This is a genomic window from Corallincola holothuriorum, from assembly GCF_003336225.1.
Lineage (GTDB): Bacteria > Pseudomonadota > Gammaproteobacteria > Enterobacterales > Neiellaceae > Corallincola > Corallincola holothuriorum.
The window spans coordinates 177,316-198,566 of sequence record NZ_QPID01000002.1; the positions used below are offsets into that span (position 1 = coordinate 177,316).

General features: G+C 51.9%; 19 protein-coding genes. 9 read left to right on the forward strand and 10 right to left on the reverse strand.

Going from position 1 to position 21,251, the window contains the following annotated elements; genetic code table 11:
- From folK to sfsA, 5 genes are all read right to left on the reverse strand, one after another.
- Nucleotides 1-519, reverse strand: coding sequence for a 2-amino-4-hydroxy-6-hydroxymethyldihydropteridine diphosphokinase (gene folK / locus DU002_RS03810; protein WP_114337034.1), 519 nt, complete (start codon nt 517-519; stop codon nt 1-3).
- On the reverse strand, nt 519-1,814 hold the full coding sequence (pcnB, locus tag DU002_RS03815; RefSeq protein ID WP_233496409.1) for a polynucleotide adenylyltransferase PcnB: 1,296 nt from the start codon (nt 1,812-1,814) through the stop codon (nt 519-521). Before pcnB ends, folK begins: the two co-directional genes overlap by 1 nt.
- A 160-nt stretch (nt 1,815-1,974) precedes the next feature.
- Nucleotides 1,975-2,886 (reverse strand): tRNA glutamyl-Q(34) synthetase GluQRS, encoded by a 912-nt coding sequence (gene gluQRS / locus DU002_RS03820; protein WP_114337036.1) that lies wholly within the window; start codon nt 2,884-2,886, stop codon nt 1,975-1,977.
- Between the two features lie 31 nt (nt 2,887-2,917).
- A complete protein-coding gene (gene dksA, locus DU002_RS03825) occupies nt 2,918-3,367 on the reverse strand; it encodes an RNA polymerase-binding protein DksA (protein WP_114337037.1) in 450 nt (149 codons plus the stop codon).
- A 147-nt stretch (nt 3,368-3,514) separates the two neighbouring features.
- Nucleotides 3,515-4,219, reverse strand: a complete 705-nt coding sequence (gene sfsA, locus DU002_RS03830; protein ID WP_114337038.1) for a DNA/RNA nuclease SfsA — start codon at nt 4,217-4,219, stop codon at nt 3,515-3,517.
- Between the two features lie 134 nt (nt 4,220-4,353).
- Between sfsA and pepB the strand changes: the two genes are divergently transcribed.
- A complete protein-coding gene (gene pepB / locus DU002_RS03835) occupies nt 4,354-5,679 on the forward strand; it encodes an aminopeptidase PepB (RefSeq protein ID WP_114337039.1) in 1,326 nt (441 codons plus the stop codon).
- 42 nt (nt 5,680-5,721) lie between these two features.
- On the opposite strand, the gene thpR is transcribed toward pepB, so the two are convergent.
- A complete protein-coding gene (thpR, locus tag DU002_RS03840) occupies nt 5,722-6,252 on the reverse strand; it encodes an RNA 2',3'-cyclic phosphodiesterase (RefSeq protein WP_114337040.1) in 531 nt (176 codons plus the stop codon).
- A 75-nt stretch (nt 6,253-6,327) separates the two neighbouring features.
- On the opposite strand from thpR, the gene hrpB reads away from it, so the two are divergent.
- The 3 genes from hrpB (at nt 6,328) to DU002_RS03855 (ending at nt 12,165) form a co-directional block, all read left to right on the forward strand.
- Nucleotides 6,328-8,844, forward strand: a complete 2,517-nt coding sequence (gene hrpB / locus DU002_RS03845) for an ATP-dependent helicase HrpB (RefSeq protein ID WP_114337041.1) — start codon at nt 6,328-6,330, stop codon at nt 8,842-8,844.
- An 11-nt stretch (nt 8,845-8,855) separates the two neighbouring features.
- Nucleotides 8,856-11,222: a penicillin-binding protein 1B gene (gene mrcB, locus DU002_RS03850; protein ID WP_114337042.1), complete on the forward strand. Its 2,367-nt coding sequence runs from the start codon at nt 8,856-8,858 to the stop codon at nt 11,220-11,222.
- 76 nt (nt 11,223-11,298) lie between these two features.
- On the forward strand, nt 11,299-12,165 hold the full coding sequence (locus tag DU002_RS03855) for an OmpA family protein (RefSeq protein ID WP_199405160.1): 867 nt from the start codon (nt 11,299-11,301) through the stop codon (nt 12,163-12,165).
- A 78-nt stretch (nt 12,166-12,243) separates the two neighbouring features.
- On the opposite strand, the gene hemL is transcribed toward DU002_RS03855, so the two are convergent.
- The gene (gene hemL / locus DU002_RS03860; protein ID WP_114337044.1) at nt 12,244-13,524 is read right to left on the reverse strand and encodes a glutamate-1-semialdehyde 2,1-aminomutase; all 1,281 of its coding nucleotides are present in this window, start codon (nt 13,522-13,524) and stop codon (nt 12,244-12,246) included.
- 92 nt (nt 13,525-13,616) lie between these two features.
- Nucleotides 13,617-15,296: a chloride channel protein gene (locus DU002_RS03865; RefSeq protein ID WP_114337045.1), complete on the reverse strand. Its 1,680-nt coding sequence runs from the start codon at nt 15,294-15,296 to the stop codon at nt 13,617-13,619.
- Nucleotides 15,297-15,391: 95 nt separating this feature from the next.
- Here DU002_RS03865 and DU002_RS03870 point away from each other — a divergent pair, with 95 nt between their 5' ends.
- The 5 genes from DU002_RS03870 (at nt 15,392) to gltS (ending at nt 19,247) form a co-directional block, all read left to right on the forward strand.
- Nucleotides 15,392-16,126 (forward strand): DUF6776 family protein, encoded by a 735-nt coding sequence (locus DU002_RS03870; RefSeq protein WP_114337046.1) that lies wholly within the window; start codon nt 15,392-15,394, stop codon nt 16,124-16,126.
- Nucleotides 16,127-16,182: 56 nt separating this feature from the next.
- Nucleotides 16,183-16,530: an iron-sulfur cluster insertion protein ErpA gene (gene erpA, locus DU002_RS03875; RefSeq protein ID WP_114337047.1), complete on the forward strand. Its 348-nt coding sequence runs from the start codon at nt 16,183-16,185 to the stop codon at nt 16,528-16,530.
- Between the two features lie 136 nt (nt 16,531-16,666).
- On the forward strand, nt 16,667-17,401 hold the full coding sequence (locus DU002_RS03880) for an RluA family pseudouridine synthase (RefSeq protein WP_233496410.1): 735 nt from the start codon (nt 16,667-16,669) through the stop codon (nt 17,399-17,401).
- Between the two features lie 39 nt (nt 17,402-17,440).
- Nucleotides 17,441-17,782, forward strand: coding sequence for a PBPRA1643 family SWIM/SEC-C metal-binding motif protein (locus DU002_RS03885; RefSeq protein ID WP_114337049.1), 342 nt, complete (start codon nt 17,441-17,443; stop codon nt 17,780-17,782).
- 241 nt (nt 17,783-18,023) lie between these two features.
- Nucleotides 18,024-19,247, forward strand: coding sequence for a sodium/glutamate symporter (gene gltS / locus DU002_RS03890; protein ID WP_114337050.1), 1,224 nt, complete (start codon nt 18,024-18,026; stop codon nt 19,245-19,247).
- A gap of 180 nt (nt 19,248-19,427) precedes the next feature.
- Here gltS and DU002_RS03895 read toward each other — a convergent pair whose 3' ends face one another.
- Entirely contained in the window at nt 19,428-20,024 is a 597-nt protein-coding gene (locus DU002_RS03895) for a TrmH family RNA methyltransferase (RefSeq protein WP_114337051.1), read from the reverse strand.
- Nucleotides 20,025-20,720: 696 nt separating this feature from the next.
- Nucleotides 20,721-21,215: a hypothetical protein gene (locus DU002_RS03905; protein WP_114337053.1), complete on the reverse strand. Its 495-nt coding sequence runs from the start codon at nt 21,213-21,215 to the stop codon at nt 20,721-20,723.
- Between the last annotated feature and the right edge of the window lie 36 nt (nt 21,216-21,251).

Consider the following 21,251-nt stretch of genomic DNA (forward strand, 5'->3'; position numbering starts at 1 on the left):
CTATTTGCCCAGCTGACAATGCTGCGGAGTATAGTACGCAAATCTTTGCAGCCCATTATCGGGTAACTGTTTTTGTAGTGCTTTGATCGGCGTACGGTCATCGGGCATCTCTAGCTCTGCAGCGATCTCCGCCAGTGGCGTAATGACAAACTCCCGTTGACGCATATGATAGTGGGGTACCGTCAAACGCTCGCATTGGATCAACTGATCTCCAAACAGCAGGATATCCAGATCCAGGCTTCTTGGGCCCCAGCGTTCCGCTTTGCGAGTGCGCCCCTGCGTTTGCTCAATATGCTGTAACGCATCAAGTAGGGTGAGAGGTGCTAGTTGTGTCTGCAGTGCGGCGACCGCATTGACGTAGTCCGGTTGATCTTGCGGCCCTAGCGGGCGACTGCGATATAGGCCGGAAACGGTAATCAGCTCTGTGTGTGGGATCTGTGCAAGCGCATCGATAGCGGTTTTGGCTTGAGCGACGGGATCAGACAGATTACTGCCGATCCCGATATAACAGCGTGTCATTACTGTTTTGGCTCAGCGGGTTTGCGGCGACGGCGGGTATTGCGCCGACGCGGACCACGGGACTTCAACTCTTTTACTAGCTTCTGCTGCTGACCTTCATCGCTGCTTTGGTAGTCGGTCCACCACTGACCCAGCTGTGCTACTTCACCGCCAGCGATCTGACCACGCAGTAACAAGAAGTCGTAGGCGGCACGGAAGCGTGGATGACCAGCCAGTTTCGCCGCTCGGCTACCCATACGTTTCGGTAGCCTTAACTGCAGCTGCCAGATCTCGCGGGCTGGTACAGAAAAGCGTTTTGGCAGGGCGATACGTTTCTGTGAGCTGTCCAACACGTCGCTGCTGGCAAGGCCAAGGGCATCGACGTAGGGCAGATCGCTCTCTAGCATCAACTCATCACAACGGCGTTGTACCGGTCCCCAGTAAAGGGCGGCAAACAGGAAAGCTGGGGTGACACGTTTGCCTTCGGCAATTCGGCGATCTGTGTTTGCCAGTGCGGCTTCCAGGAAAAGCTCGGCGTCACTGTCACCCTCTTTGGTGAAACAGCTTTTAAGCGCAGGAAACAGCTGCTGCATCAGCTTGTATTCCCGTAGCATTTTGTACGTAGCTAACGCTTTGCCTGACAGGAACAGTTTTTGGATCTCTTCAAACAGACGAGCGGCGGGGATCTGCGCCAGCATGTTGGCCAGCTCTTTGATTGGCGCTGCGCTGCGTGGCGTGATGCTCATATCGAGTTTGACGGCGAAGCGGACGGCGCGCAGCATGCGCACTGGGTCTTCACGGTAACGCGTTTCTGGATCGCCAATCAGTTCTATTTGACGCTTCTTGATCGCTTTAATGCCATCAGCAAAGTCATGCACGCTAAAGTCTGAGATATCGTAATACAGCGCGTTGATACTGAAGTCGCGGCGCTCGGCATCCTCTTCGATGGTGCCATAGACGTTGTCTCGCAGGATCATGCCTGTTTCGGCGTGGGCTGTGCCAACTGTGTCGTCTTCGGCATTGCTGTGGTGACCGCGCATGGTTGCCACTTCAATGATGTCACGACCAAACAGAATATGCGCCAGACGAAAGCGACGACCGACAAGACGGCAGTTACGAAACAGTTTTTTTACCTGCTCAGGGCTGGCATCGGTGACGATATCGAAATCTTTCGGTTTGAGCCCCAGCAGGAGGTCGCGGACACCACCGCCGACTAAATAGGCTTGGTAGCCATTTTTATTCAGACGATAGAGTACCTTCAGTGCATTATCACTGATATCCGTTCGCGAGATAGAATGTGCGGAGCGCGGGATCACCGTGGCCGAAAGTTTTTCGCCAGATTTATCGCCGGCTTGACTGCCAACAGCTTGCTTGCACAGTTTTATGATGCGGGAAAGGATAGCTAACCTCTAAATTACGCTGAAAATTTGGGCGCTAATGATATACCAGAGTGTAGCTGGGTAAAACTGGCAAGGATCAGTCGATGGCAATTTTCTCACATTTTGCTACCTGATCGAGCTGCCAATGCGCTACTCCCCACTGTAAAACCTCATCGACACTGCCATCCTGACACTCGTTGGGCACTTTTTGCCCCAAAAACCTCAATGCATCTATTAGCTCTAATACTCGTTGATCTTCTCTTAGGGCTGGGGCATGGGTTTGCTTAGAGAGTTTATGGCCGTCGGCGTGAGTGGCGAGCGGTAGATGCAAATAGTCAGGTGCAGTGCTTCCCAACGCATTAAAAAATGCTATTTGGCGCCCGGTTGGCGTGATCAAGTCAGCCCCACGCACGACTTCGGTAATGCCGGTGTCAATATCATCCACCACCACGGCGAGTTGATAGGCATAGAGGCCGTCGCGGCGGCGAATAATGAAATCTTCGTTGGCGAAGTCGCTGGGCAGGATGATTTTGCCCTGTAACTGGTCGTCAAATTCCGCCACCGGATGGTGATTTACAAAACGTAGGGCGGTGTTGTCTGGGCCAAGGTCGCGTTTACGGCAGTGGCCAGAGTAGTAACCACCGCGTGCCATGATGCTTTTGCGGGTGCAGTTGCAGTGATAGCTGAGGCCTGCGTCGGCCAGTCGTTGCAGAGTTTCGTCGTACGCTTGGCTCCGGTCACTCTGATAGAGCAGTGACTCGTCCCAGTGCAGGCCAAACAGTTCCAGTTGACGCAGGATAATATCAGTGGCGCCGGGCATCTCCCGTGGCGGATCGATGTTTTCGATACGGACGAGCCATTGCCCACGGTTAGCACGCGCTTGCATGTAGCTACCGACAGCGGCAACTAAAGAGCCAAAATGGAGGGGGCCAGAAGGTGAGGGAGCGAAACGGCCGCGATAGGGCGCGGCCGTTTTAATTAGCGGCTGTGATTCAGCGTTATCTGACATCAGCAGAGCGGTGGCAGAGCCACCAGCATCATTATCCAGCTAACTGCTTTTCTTTGATCTCAGCGAGCGTTTTGCAATCGATGCACAAATCAGCCGTCGGACGAGCTTCCAAGCGACGAATACCGATTTCAACACCGCATTGATCACAGAAACCGAAGTCATCTTCTTCGATGGCTTGCAGAGTTTTCTCAATCTTTTTGATCAGCTTACGCTCGCGATCACGGGTTCTCAGTTCCAGACTGAACTCTTCTTCCTGAGCTGCTCTGTCCACTGGGTCAGGGAAGTTTGCTGCTTCATCCTTCATGTGGGTTACAGTGCGATCCACTTCTTCGCGAAGTTGATTGCGCCAGGCTTCGAGGATCTTTCTGAAGTGCTCAAGCTGAGGCAAGCCCATGTATTCTTCACCAGGCTTGGTTTGATAAGGCTCAACCCCTGCGAGCGAAAGAATGCCCAGACTGCTAGCTGCTTTGCCTTGAGGCATGCCCATTCTCCTTCGTTAAAACAACAGTACCTAAGTAAATTAGGGCGCTATCTATACCAGAAAGTGTAGTTTCCCGCAATTTCGATTGCATGCTTTTGTTAGTGGCTCTACAGCTTGGCGATCAAGTTTGCTTTAGTTGGTGATTGATCAACCAAATGTTAATGAACGGTCGAGCACTATTTGCTGGCGCGAAATATCGCAGCCGTAACAGATAACTTCAACCCCTGCAGCCACTGCTTCATCCAATGTTTTTGCATAAACGGGATCGATGTGAGCTGCCGCTTTGACCGAATGGATCCCCGTATGAGTGACACAGAAAAGCAGTACTGCACGGCAGCCCGCCTTGACCTGCTCAATCAGTTCTCGCAGATGCTTTTGACCGCGCGTGGTCGCAGCATCTGGAAAATAACCTTGGCCCTCTTGTAATAGGGTCGCCATCTTTACTTCGAGATAGCAGTCGGCAGAGTCGCTATGGTCACTGAGGAGGAAATCGACCCGGCTGTTCTCACTGCCATACTTAACCTCGCGGCGCACCGTGGCATAGCCGCGCAGTTCGCTAATGCGCTGGTCAGCGAGAGCTTCTGCCACCAGCTTGTTCGCCAAAGCGGTATTGACGCAGATGAGATCGCCAGCCGGATTTTGAGTCAACTGAAGTGAGCCGGGCAGCTTGCGCTTGGGATCATCGCTTAGGCTGAAAAATACTGGCCAGTGCTCACCGATGCAGCCAGTCATTGCACCGGTATTTGCGCAGTGCAGCGTCATCAATTCGCCGTTTTCAAGCTCAACATCAGCAAGAAAGCGTTTATATCGCTGTAATAGCCGTGCTTTTTCCAGTGGGGGGGTAAACTTCATTCGCTGTCGCTACACTTAAGTCATCTCGGGCAGATAAGCATTACAGACAAGCGGGCGTGCTGTCGATAGCGAATTGCCAGCAGCGTTGATGGCGCTTGAATACTAGCTAACCAGAAAAATCAAAGGAACGAACCATGACAGAGCAGATCGTCGTTGAGTTAACCGAGCTTCCCGCTGCTGAGCGCTGGGGCAATCATGGCCTTAGTTTTGAAAGTGAGCTGGTTAAGCTGCATCTGAAAAACGACGATGAGTGTCCGTTACGCCAGATCCAGAAAGCCGCGCGACAGCTTTCTGCTCTGGGGATCCGTCAAGTACAGCTGCATGGTCACCATTGGCAGCTTGCTGAGCAATGGGCATTTGCCCAAGGGTTTGCCACGACGCAGGGGGATTATCAGATCCAATGGGCGCCGATGGAGGCTTCTGGGCATGAAGAGCTACTTGCCAGAGATAGCGCTTTTCGCTGGCTGAAAGAGGTTACTCATCTAGGGCCTGAACAATGTACACCGACGATGCTTGCCGAACGCGCGTTGACCTATCTGCAGCAGATGGCGGGCGACGCCATCGCTTATGAATGGCTGCAGGGTGAAGAGTTGTTGGAGCAAGGCTGGATTGGCCTGCATGGCGTCGGGCGTGCGAGTCAGCACCCTCCCGTGATGTTGGTGGTCGATTTCAACCCCAGTGGTGAATCGGATGAAGCATACGAAGTGGCGTTGGTAGGTAAGGGGATCACCTTTGATAGCGGTGGTTACAGCCTGAAAAGTAGTGAAGGGATGCTGACCATGAAAGCCGATATGGGGGGCGCCGCTACTGTCACCGCAGCGTTGGCTTTGGCGATCCAGCGGGGCTTGGATAAACGTGTGCAATTGATACTTTGCTGCGCCGAAAATTTAGTTAGTGGAGAGGCATATAAACTGGGTGATGTGCTGACTTATCGCAACGGTGTCACTGTCGAAGTGGTGAATACCGATGCGGAAGGGCGCATTGTGTTGGCGGATGGTCTTCTAAAGGCCGCAGAGATAAATCCCCCGCTGTTGATTGATGCGGCGACGCTGACCGGCGCTGCAGTTGCTGCTTTGGGGCGTGAGTTCAACGCCCTGTTCGCCCTTGACGACGAGGCTGCGCAGAAAGCGTTAGCGGCTTCAGTCGCAGAGCAAGATCCGCTATGGCGTCTGCCCTTAGCGCTCTGGCATCAGCATAGCTGCCCTTCGGCTTATGCTGATACCGCCAATAGCCGTGCGGTGAAAGGTGGTGGCGCTGGCGGCGCCTCAAATGCGGCGGGTTTCCTGTCACGGTTTGTGCCGAACCAAGGCAAAGGCTGGTTACACTTTGATTTGGCTGCCTCTTTTAATAGCAGTGGCAATGCGCTGTGGGATACTGGCGCTACCGCGCAGGGCGTACAGACCATTGCTCATCTGTTGTGTGAATACTCGGCTGACGAAGACGCGAAGCGAGATGCTTAGCGCTTTTAGATACACGATGGGAGTAGCGACTGCGCTGTTAACCTAGTTGCCAAGCAGTGGCCACCTTTCTAGCTCAATATACCTGACGCCAGTTGCCTCACTGCGCGATTGAAATAACGCAAAATGGTCGGCGTGAAATGAGATATCGACGGCGAGGTCGGCCAGCTCTGGTGGCTGCCGCACTTTTCGGCACAAAGTAATGTGGGGCTGGTAGGGGCGTTGTTCTCGCTCTATGCCTAGTGCATCGGTGATCTGATGCAAGCTTGTCACCAGCGAGAGTAATTGCGGTGGCGGAACGCCGGGCGCGAGATAGATGATCTGCGGCTTGCGCCAGTAACCGAAATGATCGCAGGTTTGCTTAAATCCGGCTGCCGATATTTGTCGGCACCACAGGCGCAGCTGCTGTTCTTGCTCTTCCCCTAATTGACCAAGAAACGCCAGCGTTTGGTGCAGGTTGGTTGTGCTTACTAAACTGCCCCAAGTGGCAAATTGGTTTTGATATTGGCTGATCTGTCGCTGGATTTTTCGATTAAAGCCCAAAGCTAAAAACAGGCGTTTGCCCTGATTTGTCATCACAAGCACTCAGTTGTCGCTGACGGTTAGGTTAGAATAGGCCAAGCCTGATAGAAATTGGAATGACTAAACTCCGTGCCACTTCCTCCGATCGCCAGCCAAACCAACGAGATCTGCCGCGCGCTGAACAGCCACAGCATGGTTATTCTCGAAGCGCCGCCAGGTGCCGGTAAGTCGACCTATCTGCCGTTACAGCTGTTGCAAGATCCAGCATTTGCTGACGGTAAGATCCTGCTACTGGAACCCAGACGTTTGGCGGCACGCAATGTGGCTGGCTTTCTGGCCAAACAGTTGGGTGAAACGGTGGGTAGAACCATTGGTTTGCGGATGCGGCAAGAGACCAAGGTCAGTGCCGGTACACGCTTGGAGGTGGTGACCGAGGGGGTCTTAACGCGTTTATTGCAGCGAGATCCAGAGCTGAGCGGTGTCAATCTGGTTATCTTTGATGAATACCATGAGCGCAGCTTGCATGCGGATCTGGGGTTGGCGCTGGCTTACGATGTGCAACAGGGACTGCGGGATGATCTGATCCTGTTAGTGATGTCTGCCACGTTGGAAGGGATGCCGCTGACCGAGCGTTTTCCTGATGCTGCATTAGTGCAATGTCAGGGGCGCAGCTTCCCCGTTTCATTGCATTACCAAAGTCGTGAGCGGCGCGCACCGTTGGCACCTCAACTGGCGCAGTTAACTGAACAAGCACTGCTAGCGCACGAGGGCTCGGCTCTGGTGTTCTTGCCCGGTGTGTATGAGATACAGCAAACACAGCGAGCGCTCGCTGACCGTCTGAGCAAACAAGCACAACTTGCGCATCAGCAGATAGATATTGTTCCCCTCTACGGCGGTTTGACCGCTGCCGAGCAGATTGCTGCGATAGCCCCTGCTGCGCCAGGTCGGCGCAAAGTGGTGTTGGCGACCAATGTTGCTGAAACCAGTTTAACCATCGACGGTATCTCTTTGGTGATCGACAGTGGTTTGCATCGTCAAGCCAGTTATCACCATAAAATTGGCCATACCCGCTTAGATACGGTGGAGATCTCACAAGCATCAGCTACACAGCGGGCAGGTCGGGCTGGGCGTTTGATGCCGGGGCACGCTTATCGTTTATGGTCGGAAGAGCTGCAGAGTCGTAAGGCGAAACAAACGCCAGCGGATGTGATGACGGTAGATCTTACTGCCATGGTGCTTGAGCTTGCCCAGTGGGGCGTACACGAGCCTGAGCAGTTGCATTGGCTGCAGCTACCATCGGCCAGTTTGTGGCGCAGTGCGGTTACACGACTGCAAGGCTTCGGCGCCCTTGATGCTGTTGGCAAACTTACTGCCCATGGCCGGGCATTGGCGCAATTAGGCACGACCCCTGAGTTTGCGCAGCTGCTGTTATGGGCAATGAAAAACAGCGCATTATCTGGCGTTCAGGCAACTGCCGTGGCGCTAGTGGCTTTGCTGGAAGAGCGGTTACCGAAACAACCTTTCGCTGATGATCTGCCCCGTTGGCTTGATTGGATAAAAGCCAAAGGAGCGCCGCATCAGGAGTTGCGTTCGCGGATCTTAACGCGCAGCTCGCAACTTTGGCTGCAGTTGCTGCCGAATGCTGGCCGGTGGCAGGCGCAACAGATTGATAGTGCCTGGAGCGGTGTACTCGTTGCGGTGGCATATCCCGGTTGGATCCTTGGTCAACGGGGCGCCAGCTATTTAGCTGCCCATGGCTTCGGTGCGCAGTTAGGTCGAGACTCGCATTGGCAGCAGGCCAGCTTGTTGGCGGTGGCTGACATGCGTGATGGCTTTGCTGGCGATCCTATTGTTGCCCTGGCGGCACCGCTGACGCAGGCAGATCTCGTTCGCTACTGCTCCGAGCTCATTTCGGAGCAAGTCAACGTCGGATGGGATCAACGTTTGGGGCGGGTTGTTGCGACCGAAGGGCGTTACCTTCAGGCGTTGCCCCTAGAAACCCAACCGCTGGCTATCGGTGCTGATGACCCGCGTTGGCAACAGGGGGTGCTCGATGGTTTGCGTCAGCGTGGCGTAGAACGGCTGCCCTGGACACCGGCGCTGCGCCAGTGGCAGCAACGTGTGATGATGGCTGCACAATGGCTACCGAATGATCCTTGGCCGAAACTTGATGATCAAACGTTGGCGGAGAATTGGGATTGGCTGGCGCCGTTTCTGACGGCGGTTCGTCATCCTGATAAATTGACCTCGTCGCAGTTAGCGCAAGCGTTGAAAAGCTGTTTAGATTGGAATTTGGGGCAGCGTCTGGAACAGATGTTACCTACCCACTGGACAGCGCCCACAGGCACGCGGATCGCATTGCAGTATGATGATGGTCGTCCGCCACGTATTGCTGTGAGAATGCAGGAGATGTATGGTCAGCAAAGCTCGCCAACAGTGGCTGGAGATGTGCCCGTGGTGGTGGAGCTACTCTCCCCGGCAGGCCGACCATTACAGGTAACCCAAGATCTGGCGGCATTTTGGCTGGGTAGTTACCGAGAGATACAAAAAGAGATGAAAGGGCGTTATCCCAAGCACTACTGGCCGGATGATCCCGGCAACGCTCAAGCGACCCGTAAAACCAAGCGGGCAATGAACAATCAGTGATCCGGAACACTATGACTAAGAAAGCCGAAAAAGGCAGCCAACCGAAAAAACGCAGCGCTAAAACCTCGCGTAAACGCAGCCCCAGTAAACGAGGGAAGTCATCTGCTGCTGCGAAGAAAGCACGGCCGATTAAGCGCTATCTCCTTTCTACCCTGTTTAAGCTGTCATTGGTGATGGTGGTCGCCATCGCGGGTTATGGGGTTTATCTCGATAGTCAGATAAAGACCAAATTTGAAGGTGAACGTTGGGAACTGCCTGCGCAGATCTACGCCCGCCCTTTACGATTGGCCGCGGGCGCGCCGGTCTCCCATGGCGAGCTACTGCAGGAGTTAGAGCTGCTCGGTTATCGTCGGGTCGCTAAGGTGGTGACGCCTGGGGAATATGCAGCTTCTGAATATGCGGTACAGATCTATGCGCGTCCGATGCGCGACGGTCACCGAACCGATCCTGCACGGCGCCTGATGGTGCGCTATACCGGTAAGCGTATTTCTGTGTTGGAGCAGAATGGTCAGGCCGTGAATCAAGCTTATCTAGAGCCGTACTTGATAGACCGGATGCAGAGCGGTTTAGGTGAAGACCGCGTATTGGTGGATCTGGAGCGAGTGCCACAGATGCTGATCGAAGCCTTGCTGTTGGTGGAAGATCGTGATTTCTACCATCACTATGGCGTATCGCCGGTGTCTATTGCGCGAGCGCTGGTTGCCAACATTAAAGCTGGACGCACAGTGCAGGGTGGCAGCACATTGACACAACAGCTGGTGAAGAACTTCTTCCTCACCCGTGAACGCAGCATCATACGCAAGCTGCGCGAAGCTTATATGGCGCTGATTATTGATGCCCGTTACGGTAAAGATGAGATCCTCGAAGCCTACCTCAATGAGATCTACCTAGGGCAGAATTACGCCACAGCGGTGCATGGTTTTGGTCTAGCCAGTCAGTTCTATTTTGGCCGCCCTTTGGCGGAGTTGAATGTGGCGCAGCTGGCCTCGTTGGTGGCGATGATCAAAGGGCCTTCCTATTACGATCCATGGCGTCACCCTGAGCGTTTGTTAGAACGTCGGGATCTGGTTTTGAGGCTGCTACTTGAGCATGATTTTCTTGAAACCGAAGAGTACAAGCTGGCGGTAAATCAGCCAACTAAAGTGCTGCCGCGCTCTGAAGCCGCAATGGCGAAAAAGCCCGCTTTAACAACGCTATTGCGCCGTGAACTGAGTCAATTAGCACCGCAGCTGGTGGCTAAAAATGGCCTGAAGATTTATACCACGCTGGATCCTTTAGCCCAAAAAGCAGCAGAGAAAGCCGCTGTGGCCACCCTGCCTACCCTCGAAAAACGACATAACATCAGTAAGTTGCAGACCGCTATTGTGGTGACCGACGCCGCCACCGGCGGTGTTCGCGCCTTGGTGGGTGATCGCAGACCGGGCTATGCGGGTTTTAACCGTGCGATGGATGCGCGGCGGCCGATCGGCTCATTGATTAAGCCGGTGGTCTATCTGGCCGCGTTAACCGACTCGAAGAAGTATTCGCTGGCGACCGTACTGGCTGATCGCCCTGTATCTATGGTGAATCAGCAAGGTAAGCGTTGGCAGCCTCAAAACTATGATCATAAATTCCGTGGCAATGTCAGTCTGATGGATGCCTTGGTGATGTCGTTGAACGTACCGACAGTCAACTTGGGTATGAGCTTAGGGCTAGATAAAGTTTCACTGCAGATGGAAAACTTAGGGGTCGAGAGCCCGCAGCGTTTCTATCCTTCATCACTGCTTGGCTCTGTCAGCATGACGCCACTGGAGGTGGCACAGCTCTATAGCTCGTTGTCGGCAGAGGGCAGTTATCAACCATTGCATCTTATCCGTTCAGTGTTATCTAGCGATGATGAAGTGCTGGCTGAGCTTTCACCTGGCCGTATACAACGTGCGGATCGTAAGGCCACTTACCTACTGAATTATGCACTGCATGACGTGACCGTGCGTGGCACGGCTAAGTCTTTGGGCAAGCGTTTCCCTAGCTATGCGTTGGCGGGTAAGACGGGTACCAGTAACGATAATCGCGACAGTTGGTATGCAGGGTTTGATGCCCGTGATGTGGTGACCGTGTGGATTGGACGTGATGATAACGCCGTTATTGGTCTTACCGGTTCCAGCGGTGCGTTGAATCTGTATGCCGACTACCTGAAACGGCGCAGCGCGGTGTCTTTAGAGATGACACCGCCTGCGGGGGTGCAATTGACCTATTTTGATACCGCCAGCGGTACCGCCGTAGGTGAACATTGTGAGGATGTTACCCAGGTGCCAGCGATAACTTCGGCCTTGCCATCCAACCGTGGCTGCCAACCAAACAAAGAGAAGAGTTGGTGGACGCGAATGTTTGGTCGTTAACGGGCAAAATTTCTCCCGTGTGCAATACTAAAAAATGTGATTTCAATCACTTGAGTTAGGGCACGGAGGAAGACACGTGAAAATATTAAAATGGTTTGTACTCCTGTCGGTTGTCTGGGTAACGGGTTGTACCAGTACTGGACAGGTTTCAACAAAAGGGTGGTGTGCCATGGCTGGCGGTGTCGGCGGTGGTTTATTAGGCGCGATTGATAGTGCCGGTGCTGCGGGGGCGGGTGCTGCAGCGGGTGCTTTATTAGGCTACTTTGTTTGTAACAACGACGAAGATGGCGATGGCGTTTACGATCAGGATGATGAGTGTCCCATGACCCCTGAAGGGGTAAAGGTTGACGCAAAAGGTTGCCCTATCGACAGTGATGGTGATGGCGTGCCGGATTATCAGGACAAGTGCCCTGGTACACCGACAGGCGTTAAAGTCGACAGCATGGGGTGCCCACTGGACAGTGATGGCGATGGTGTCCCTGACTATAAAGATCAATGTCCGAATACACCGCCGAATACTGCGGTAGATGAGTTTGGCTGTCCCCCAGCCCAAGCAGGCCCTGCGGCTTATGTGGCAGCGTGCGGTGATATGATCATGATGGATGGTCCACGTATTGTTGGCTTCAAACATATCTTGTTCGATTTTGATTCCGCCAAGATCAAGGCGCAAGGTCAACAAGTGTTGAGCTGTGTTGCCGCGGTCTATGAAGAGACCAACATCCCGTTGGAGCTGGATGGTTACACCTGCTTTGTCGGTGATCAAGAGTACAACAAACGATTGTCTCAGCGACGAGCGAATTCCGCTCGAGACTACCTGATTAGTCAAGGCGTTAAAGAGAGCATGATCCGCGTTGAGTGGTATGGTGACTCTAACCCTGTGGCTGACAATAACGATTTGGGTGCCCGTTACCTCAATCGTCGGGTAGAAGTCAGTCCGGAATAGGCAATTGGTCTAACCGCTGAATAAAAAAGGGAAGCTTATGGCTTCCCTTTTTTGTTTTTAGCGGCTTCGAGCCTAGTATCACAGCTTGGCGAAACAACGGCCTGCAGCGGCAATGGTGGCTTGAATATCAGCTTCTGAGTGAGCGGTAGAGATAAACCCTGCTTCATAGGCAGAAGGAGCCAGATAGACCCCCTCAGCCAACATCAGGTGGTAGAACTGTTGGAAACGTTGTAAATCACACTGGGTGACCTGGGCAAAGCTGCTCACTTCGGCGGCCTCGGTAAAGAAAAAGCCAAACATCCCCCCCACCTGATTAATAGTCAGTGGGATCCCCGCCTTGTCTGCTTCGGCTTTAAACCCGTCTGCCAACATCTTCGCCTTGGCGCTTAACGCAAGGTGCAGATCGGGTTGTTGTAGCTCGGTCAGCGAGGCTAAGCCAGCAGCCATTGCTACCGGATTTCCCGACAGCGTGCCTGCCTGATAAACCGCACCTTGTGGAGCGATATGGGCCATGATTTCCGCTTTCCCGCCAAACGCACCAACCGGCATACCGCCGCCGATCACCTTACCTAAGGTGGTTAGATCTGGGGTGACGCCGTAATGAGCTTGGGCACAGCCGAGGGCGACGCGGAAGCCGGTCATTACCTCATCAAATATCAGTACGCTACCATGCTCATCACACAGCGCCCGCAACCCTTCGAGAAAGCCTGGCAGGGGTGGAATACAGTTCATATTGCCAGCGACCGGCTCGACAATGACACAGGCGATCTCATCGCCATATTCGGCAAAGAACTGCTTCACATTGTCGATATCGTTGAAAGTTGCGGTCAGGGTGTGTTTTGCCACATCTTCCGGCACGCCCGGTGAAGTCGGCTCGCCCAGTGTCAGCGCTCCTGAGCCCGCCTTCACCAGCAGCGAGTCAGCATGACCGTGATAACAGCCTTCAAATTTGAGTAACTTGTCACGGCCGGTATAGCCTCGTGCCAAGCGGATCGCGCTCATGGTCGCTTCTGTGCCTGAGCTGACCATGCGTACTTTCTCGATCGAAGGAACCAGCTCAACCACTTTGGCGGCCATGGTTACTTCGATTTCGGTGGGGGCGCCGAAGCTCAAACCATTTTCAGCGGCATCGAGCACCGCTTGTTTGATGGCAGGGTGGTTATGACCCAGGATCATCGGTCCCCAAGAGCCTACATAATCTATATAGGCGTTGTCATCGACATCATATAAGCGTGCGCCATCCGCCCGTTGGAAAAAGAGAGGTGTGCCGCCGACACCGTTGAAAGCGCGTACCGGAGAATTCACGCCTCCAGGGATATATTGCTTAGCTTGGGAAAAGAGTTCGGCAGAACGAGTCATGGATACCTCAACAGGATGAGCCAGATATTAACTGGGGGAATTAAACAACAAGCAGGGACTATAGCAAACTAAATCGACAGCGAGAATTGACCCTAGCCGAGATCTGTATGCAGACGTTGGGTCAGGTGCTGCCAATTCACCACACCAATCGGCGTGTTAGTGTCACCGGCATGGATGATTACTGCGCCTCGGCGATTCTTTGATAGCTGTTCATATACGTCGCCGAGCGTGCGACGAACACTTAATTCTGGCATCGGCTCTAACAGGTAACCGCACTCTTGGGTGCTGTCAGCCGTCGCCAGTCGCCACGGCTGGTCTCCTTGATTGATTAGGAGAACAGGGCGATCGCCAGAGCGCTCCAGCGCATGCTGGATCACGCTGTCATCGGGGCGCTCCAGCAGAACAAAGTCTTTGCGCATGACAGCCTGCACACCAATCTTTTGCAGGTTAAGTACCACAGGTGAGATCTGATACGGCAGACGTTGCAGCTCCATCTGGGTTAAAAAGGCGGAGCGGGATCGAAACACCTGACTGGCGACCAACTGTGCCGAAATTAATACCAGCATCGCCGGTACGATAACTGCTGGTGTGTTGGTCAGCTCCAGGATCGCTACCAAGGCTGCCATCGGTGCATTCAGTGACGCGCCCATCATCGAAGCCATGCCTATCACCACATAGACTCCCTGATGAGAGGCGAGATCAGGGGCGATAGGCAGCATGATTTGCAGCGCAATCATTCCGGCCAGCCCCCCAAGTGCGAATAGTGGGCCAATGATCCCGCCAGGAATACCCAAGCCAATGGCTAGCACCGTTGCCACCATCTTGCCGACAAACACGCCAATAAGCAGCGTCATCGCCGGTGATTCGCTTAACGCCAAACCCAGCGATGCGTCCTCTGTGCCCATGATCTCTGGGAACATTGTCGCTAACACCCCAGTCGCGATGGCCGCCGTCAAGATCCGCGCTGAAAAGGGCAGCTTTTGACCACTGCGCATGCATATCAGTAATAACTGATTAAACAGTGCCGCCATGCAGCCAATGATGACACCAGAAAGGAGTAAAAACGGCACGTGATGCAACTGATCGAGGATGACAAAATCCAGCCCCTCAAAAGTGTGTGACTCGCCGAAGGCCAGGCGGCTCATGATCGAACCACAGGCCGATGCCAGCATAATCGGCAAGAACATGTGTACTTTGTATTCGCGAAGTACCACTTCCATAACGAAAATGACCGCGGCCAGTGGGGTATTAAATGATGCGGAGATACCCGCGGCGATGCCGCTGGCTGCCATTATCCGGGTGGCATTGTAAGGCAGGCGGAGGTAGTGGCCGATCATTGCACTGCCCGCCGCCCCCATATGTACCGCAGGGCCTTCTCGCCCGACGGAGAAGCCACAAATCAGAGACAGTGCGGCGCCAAGAAACTGATTAATGGTATTACGTAGGGGAATTAATCCATGATGAAACTTAACGCGATAGATGACAAAGGGGATACCGAGTCGATAATATTTTACCCCCATGGTCAGGGCGAGGATCAAGATCAGTGCGGCGCCACTGAGGGGTAAGATAAAGTTCGCCCAGCCGGGTAGCGTGGTAAAGTCTTTATTGGGACCGAGAATGGCGTGCTGGCAAAATTCTACAAGAAAGCGAAATATCAGGATAAGTGTGGCAGCAGAAATTCCGCCAACCAATCCCATGAAACAGTGATAAACCGTTACACTAGGGAAAGAGAGCGAATATCTCAGATGCTTGATTAGTGGTAGCTTATCCATGCCTTTGTCAGTATCTGCTTGACTGTGTTGTATGCCTAATTAGGTGCATAGTCTGGCAATAATGAGTCAACATTAACAATAGATTACATGAATCAGTGAATGATAACGATAATTTAAACCGTTTTCGTAACGGGACGATCAGTTTTCTCCAGTGGGTGCGAGATCATCGCAAACCCTTGCTGGGGGTGTGGTGTGCGCTAATGGTGGGGCTGATGATCGGTGAGTTTGGTAAAACCTCACTGTTTAATCAATTGAACGGCTGGCAGACGCAAGCCGACCAAGGTGCCACCACGCAGGTCAGGTTAGAAAGCCAAATCGAAGGATTGACCGCTGAGTTGCAAGTGGAGCAAGCGGCCAATGCCGCGATGCAGCAGGAGATGGTTGCTCACCTTAACGAGATCTATGAGCAGCGTCGCGAGCTGACCTTCTACCGCAAGATCATGGCACCGGAAAAAGAAGCCAGTGGCGTGGTGATCGATGAGTTTGGCATTAGTGCCACTGCCAGCGCTGGCTTTTTCCGCTTTCGACTGGTATTGATGCAGTTAAAACGCTCGAAGCAGTTTGCCAAAGGCGCGATAGAGTTGCGCATTGAGGGCAGCCAGACGGGCGAGCCTGCGACGCTCAATCTCGCTGAACTGGCCGGATTAACAGATAAGCAGCAAAAATTCAGCTTCCGTTATTTCCAGGAAATTGAGGGTGCTTTTACCCTGCCGGAGGGCTTTGTGCCTGAGCGGGTAGAGATCCGGGCGAGCCTGCCAAAGCGTGGCTCGCGCAAAGCCAGTAGTACCGCCAAGATGTATACCTGGCAACAATTGTTGGACAATACTTGAACGTAACACTCAGGTATTAGATAATTTCGCCGTTGTTTGATGAAAAGGGTTTAAAAATGTCGTTAGCCGCCGAGGCCACACCGATCGGATTCTCTGAATCAGCTGCGCATAAAGTGAAGCGCCTGATCGAAGAGGAAGAAAACCCAGCACTGAAGCTGCGGGTCTATGTTACTGGTGGTGGTTGTTCTGGATTCCAGTACGGCTTCACCTTTGACGAGAAAGTGAACGAAGGTGATACCACCATCGACAAAGAGGGCGTCACCTTGGTGATCGACCCGATGAGCCTGCAATATCTTGTAGGTGGGGAAGTGGATTACACCGAAGGCCTGGAAGGCTCTCGATTCTTTGTTAATAACCCCAACGCTACCACGACCTGTGGTTGTGGCTCTTCGTTCTCTGTCTAAATTCCCTAGGCTGCCATTGCTTTGGCGGCCTTTTGACTTTCTCCTTTAGCAAGCCGCTGGTTTGTTTTCTTTACCGAGTGAGGCAAGTCCGTGCGATAATGCGCGCCCTTTCTGCTGCCTATAGGCGCTTGTGATTGTGACTGTTTCGCCATCTGCACCTGTTGATGAGTTTATTGCACCGCTGTGTCATGGTGAGATCCGTATTCTTTATCAGGATGATGACATTCTGTTGCTCGACAAGCCTACAGGCTTACTCAGCTTGTCAGGTAAGCACCCGCTGAATAAAGATTCCGTGCACTATCGCCTAGTGACGGGCCAACTAAAGGGGCTATTCGCAAGGCCTGCCAATACTGAGGAGCTACAAGCGTTTCCCATAGCAGCACTAGTTCATCGCTTAGATTTTGGCACGTCGGGGATCATGGTGGCAGCGTTGCACAAGCGGGCCACAGCTGAGCTCAGCAAGCAGTTTCAGGCCCGTAGTGTCAGCAAAAGCTATATCGCTATCTTAGAGGGGCAATTGGAGAATGAGCAGGGCGTTATCGACCTTCCTATTGCCAAAGACAAGCCTAACTTCCCGCTGCTCAAGGTATGCTCAGAGAGCGGCAAGCCCGCGCGAAGTGAATATCAAGTGCTAGAACGCCTGCAGCAGCCAGATCGTTGCCGTGTGCGCTTTTCCCCAAAAACTGGCCGAACTCATCAATTGCGGATCCACAGCCAAGCCATAGGGCACCCTATACTGGGTTGCGATCTGTATAAAAATTCACGCAGTGAACCTATGGCTGAACGGCTATTGCTGCATGCGACAGAATTACAGTTTGCGCATCCCACCAGTGGTTTGCCGATCCATGGCCGTAGCGTTTGTCCGTTTTAACTGTTTAAACCACCCATTTTCAGCGATCAGGAACAGAACATGTCAGATAAATTTTTCTTCAAAGGGCGTCAGGATGCGCGGGTTAACCACGTTCAGTCAGGTTACCAGACCAAAGCCAACCAAAAGCCTGGCAGCAAGAAATTTCCTCTTAGCTTGGTGGTCACCAGTGAGGAGCGCAAACTAGCGATCGAAGCGCAACTGGCGGAGGCTCAGTTGTATGGTCAAGTCACCGTCGACACGCGTGATGGTGCTGAAGAATCGATTGCTGCACTGACTGTGTTATTGGCTAAAAGTGACACCGTTAAAGTTGAGAAAGTGCCTGCCCGCAACGAGCCCTGTGTCTGTGGCAGCGGCAAGAAATATAAAAAGTGCTGTGGCTAGCGGTTATTGACTTAGGCGGGGACACCGAGCCGTAGGCTTGGTGTGCTGCACTCATCAATTTGCCTGCTAACGGTTTGCCTGCAACTATCTGCGATAGAGCCGCGCTAGCTCAACAATTTCTATATTAACCGGAGACTTAACTTAATCACTTATAGTTTTGGGCTACGCTTAAATCACCACTGCACTATTTAGTTTGTTGGTGCTCTCGTCACGCTTAGCTCATTGTCTTTGAGAGATATCGATGGAAACCACTTATCAGATCGGCGCGTTGCACTCTTTTATTCTTGTCATCCTCGTTTTATTTATCGGTCGAGCCCTTTGCTCTTCGATTGCAGCACTGAAGAAGTTTAATATCCCTGAGCCGATTGTCGGTGGTTTGGTGGTCGCGGTTCTGGTTACGGTGCTGAAGTATCAGGGGATCCAGGTCGAATTCAGTGTGCCGATGAAAGATATTTTAATGCTGTTCTTTTTCAGCGCGGTAGGGCTCTCTGCCAGTTATAAAATGCTGCTAAAAGGGGGCCGTCAGGTCTTTGTCTTACTCCTGCTGGCGATGCTATTCCTGATCCTGCAAAACGCCGTCGGCGTGGGGTTAGCTGCAACTCTCGGATTAGATCCCTTGATGGGACTTGTGGCGGGCTCTATCTCCCTCTCTGGTGGCCACGGAACTGGTGCGGCTTGGTCGCAGACGTTTGCTGAAAACTATGGCCTGAATACGATGGAGTTCGCCATGGCAGCCGCAACGTTTGGCTTGATCATTGGTGGTGTGGTGGGTGGCCCTGTAGGGCAGGGTTTGATCAACAAATATAAACTCAGGGAAGGCTATAACCACAAAGAAAATCACCATCTGAAAGATAAAAAGGTGATGACCTACGACCGCCGCGAAGAAGATCGCGTGTCGGCCACCAATTTGGCTGAAATACTGTTTTTGTTGCTGCTTTGTGCTGTGGGTGCAATGGAGTTGCAAACCTGGGTGGTGTCACTCGATATTCCTTGGCTAAATATGCCGCAATTTGTTTACGCCTTGTTTATTGGTGTGGTGCTCTCCAATCTGCTCGACGTTAGCAAGCTCTACACTATTAACAACGAAGTGCTGGATGTGGTGAGTACCCTATGCCTGACGCTATTTTTGGCGATGGCGCTAATGAGTTTGAAACTTTGGGAACTGTTTAACCTCGCATTGCCCTTGTTGATAATTCTTGTCGCACAAACCCTGCTGGTTATCACTTTCGTGGTTATCGTGACCTTTCGAGCCATGGGTAAAAGTTACGATGCCGCGATTATCTCTGCCGGACAATGTGGTTTTGGTATGGGCGCCACCCCGACGGCAGTGATGAATATGAGTGCGCTCACCGCGCGCAATGGGCCCTCACCACAGGCATTTATCGTTGTCCCTGTGGTGGGCGCTTTCTTTATCGATATCGTAAATTTGATTGTGTTGCAGGGCTACATTGGGTTTCTTGATTGAGCGGTTGCACTGAGTTGATCTGATTGCTAAATGACGCTGATGTTTTGTTGAATATCGCAGTTTCTGAGCTGGGAAGAACTCGTCTGCGCTTTTAATCATTGTAGCGTTTCTAATGCCTAAAACTGGGAACAAGTTAGCGACAAAGCCGTACTGTAAAAGTTATCACAATGGTTTTTCTTGTTAGGCCTTAGGCCCTCGATTAGCACGCTTATATTTTGCTTGGTATGCTCGTCGCTGTTTAGTGATCTCATAGAGAACTATACCTGTTGTAGTAGCCAGGTTGAGGCTTTCAATCATTCCGAACATGGGAATAGAAACACAGAAATCACTACTCTCTACTGCAAGATCGCTGATCCCTCTCGATTCATTTCCGAACCAAACGGCTAGCTTAGGGTGAGTGTAATTAGTTTCGTGCAAGATGAAGTTATCTTTGCCCTTGACGTGGGGAGAAGTGACGATTGAAGTAAACCGTTTCTTTTTGAGGTGCTCCAAGCACTGCTCAGTGCTATCAAACCTCTTTACAAACGTCCACTTTGAAGCGGATACCGAGACTTTATAGATAGTTTTTCGTTCTCTAATTTTTTCCCATTCATCTGGGAGAGTTTTACCACTATCGACGATATAAATTTTCTCAGCCCCAAGAGCATTAACATTTCTTATCACTGACCCAATATTTTTAGGATCCATTGGATTCTCTAAAACAACTATTAGGTTTTTACACTGATATGGTTTGATCTCATCAGCCTGCTGTCTGATAGCACTTTTTTTAGATTCCATTACTCTTTTAATTTCACGAATTGAGGTTTAATGCCCAAATAACGGGCAAGTTAGCGGCAAAGCCGCGCTGTATAACTAGTCCAAATGATTTTTCTTGTTAAGTTGCTGCCGTTAAATAGTTGAGTAACTTGACCTGTTTACCCCCCATATTTCCTAGCTCTTTGTACTTTTCTTTCATGTGTCCTAGGCCAATACGCCTAAGAAGTCGGCAAAATTCTTTGTACTCTGGCCCAAACTGCCCAGAGTAGAATAGCTTGTAAAGTCCTTCTCTCAACTCCTCTCGGTCATGCAGAGAGAGGTTTGCTGACTTTAACCTTCGAGCCATCGTTGCCCTTATAAAACCAGAGTAATGAAAATACACATCAGCTAAAACAAATTGCTTTGCTATCTTAATCGCAGCTTCATCCCCCTTGGCAACAGCATGTGATATGGCCCAAAGGGCATGCTTAGACGATACCGACGGAGAAGTTTTAGATACGCCATCAAAGCTAATGGGCTGACATACCCTCAAAGATTTAGCTAGCTGCTCATACCTTTGAATTACGTATTCTCGCCTCCATTCCACAGGAGGTGAATAGTATAAATCAGATCTGATTTGAGTTTACTCCATATTCAAAGCAGCGACTTAACGCCTAAAACAGGGATCAAGTTAGCTGCAAAGCCGCGCTGCTTAACTTGTCCCAATGGTTTTTCTTGTTATACGTTTGGTTTGAAATTTCTTTCTTCATAAGGAAAAAACCAACGTCCCTCTGGTTCTGACGGAAATGAGCCAACCTGCTGTAAGTTAGCTAGGTGATGATTGACACACTTCTTTAATCCACCAATGGCTTTAGATGTGCAATCCGTCTCGTTGCACTCAACATCACCCAACTCGATACCGCTATTAAGAAAATCAGATACTGCGTACCCATAAACCATTAGCTCGTCAGGACTAACAAACCTTAGTAGTAACCATTCATCAACGGTTGTTTGCGGAACCTTGAAGCAGTAGACATCGTTTCCCCAGTTCCAAGCTCGGCTACTTTGCCAATACTGCGAGCACGCCTCGCAAACAAACAGTTCATGCTCTTTGTCATTGCTGCGCGCTAATGGTTTTAGCCAAGTGCGTAGTTTTTTCGTTTCCCTAACGCGCTTGGATATAGCTGCGCGATCCATAGTGATGTGATCATATTTCGCACACTCACATGTCATGGATAATCCTTCTTAAAACGTATAACGCCTGTATTT

What these genes read in the sequence shown, in the direction of transcription:
- folK (WP_114337034.1), bottom strand. Translation starts at nt 519, where the DNA reads ATGACACGCTGTTATATCGGGATCGGCAGTAATCTGTCTGATCCCGTC.
- gluQRS (WP_114337036.1), bottom strand. Translation starts at nt 2,886, where the DNA reads ATGTCAGATAACGCTGAATCACAGCCGCTAATTAAAACGGCCGCGCCC.
- dksA (WP_114337037.1), bottom strand. Translation starts at nt 3,367, where the DNA reads ATGCCTCAAGGCAAAGCAGCTAGCAGTCTGGGCATTCTTTCGCTCGCA.
- sfsA (WP_114337038.1), bottom strand. Translation starts at nt 4,219, where the DNA reads ATGAAGTTTACCCCCCCACTGGAAAAAGCACGGCTATTACAGCGATAT.
- pepB (WP_114337039.1), top strand. Translation starts at nt 4,354, where the DNA reads ATGACAGAGCAGATCGTCGTTGAGTTAACCGAGCTTCCCGCTGCTGAG.
- thpR (WP_114337040.1), bottom strand. Translation starts at nt 6,252, where the DNA reads ATGACAAATCAGGGCAAACGCCTGTTTTTAGCTTTGGGCTTTAATCGA.
- mrcB (WP_114337042.1), top strand. Translation starts at nt 8,856, where the DNA reads ATGACTAAGAAAGCCGAAAAAGGCAGCCAACCGAAAAAACGCAGCGCT.
- hemL (WP_114337044.1), bottom strand. Translation starts at nt 13,524, where the DNA reads ATGACTCGTTCTGCCGAACTCTTTTCCCAAGCTAAGCAATATATCCCT.
- DU002_RS03865 (WP_114337045.1), bottom strand. Translation starts at nt 15,296, where the DNA reads ATGGATAAGCTACCACTAATCAAGCATCTGAGATATTCGCTCTCTTTC.
- erpA (WP_114337047.1), top strand. Translation starts at nt 16,183, where the DNA reads ATGTCGTTAGCCGCCGAGGCCACACCGATCGGATTCTCTGAATCAGCT.
- DU002_RS03885 (WP_114337049.1), top strand. Translation starts at nt 17,441, where the DNA reads ATGTCAGATAAATTTTTCTTCAAAGGGCGTCAGGATGCGCGGGTTAAC.
- gltS (WP_114337050.1), top strand. Translation starts at nt 18,024, where the DNA reads ATGGAAACCACTTATCAGATCGGCGCGTTGCACTCTTTTATTCTTGTC.
- DU002_RS03895 (WP_114337051.1), bottom strand. Translation starts at nt 20,024, where the DNA reads ATGGAATCTAAAAAAAGTGCTATCAGACAGCAGGCTGATGAGATCAAA.
- DU002_RS03905 (WP_114337053.1), bottom strand. Translation starts at nt 21,215, where the DNA reads ATGACATGTGAGTGTGCGAAATATGATCACATCACTATGGATCGCGCA.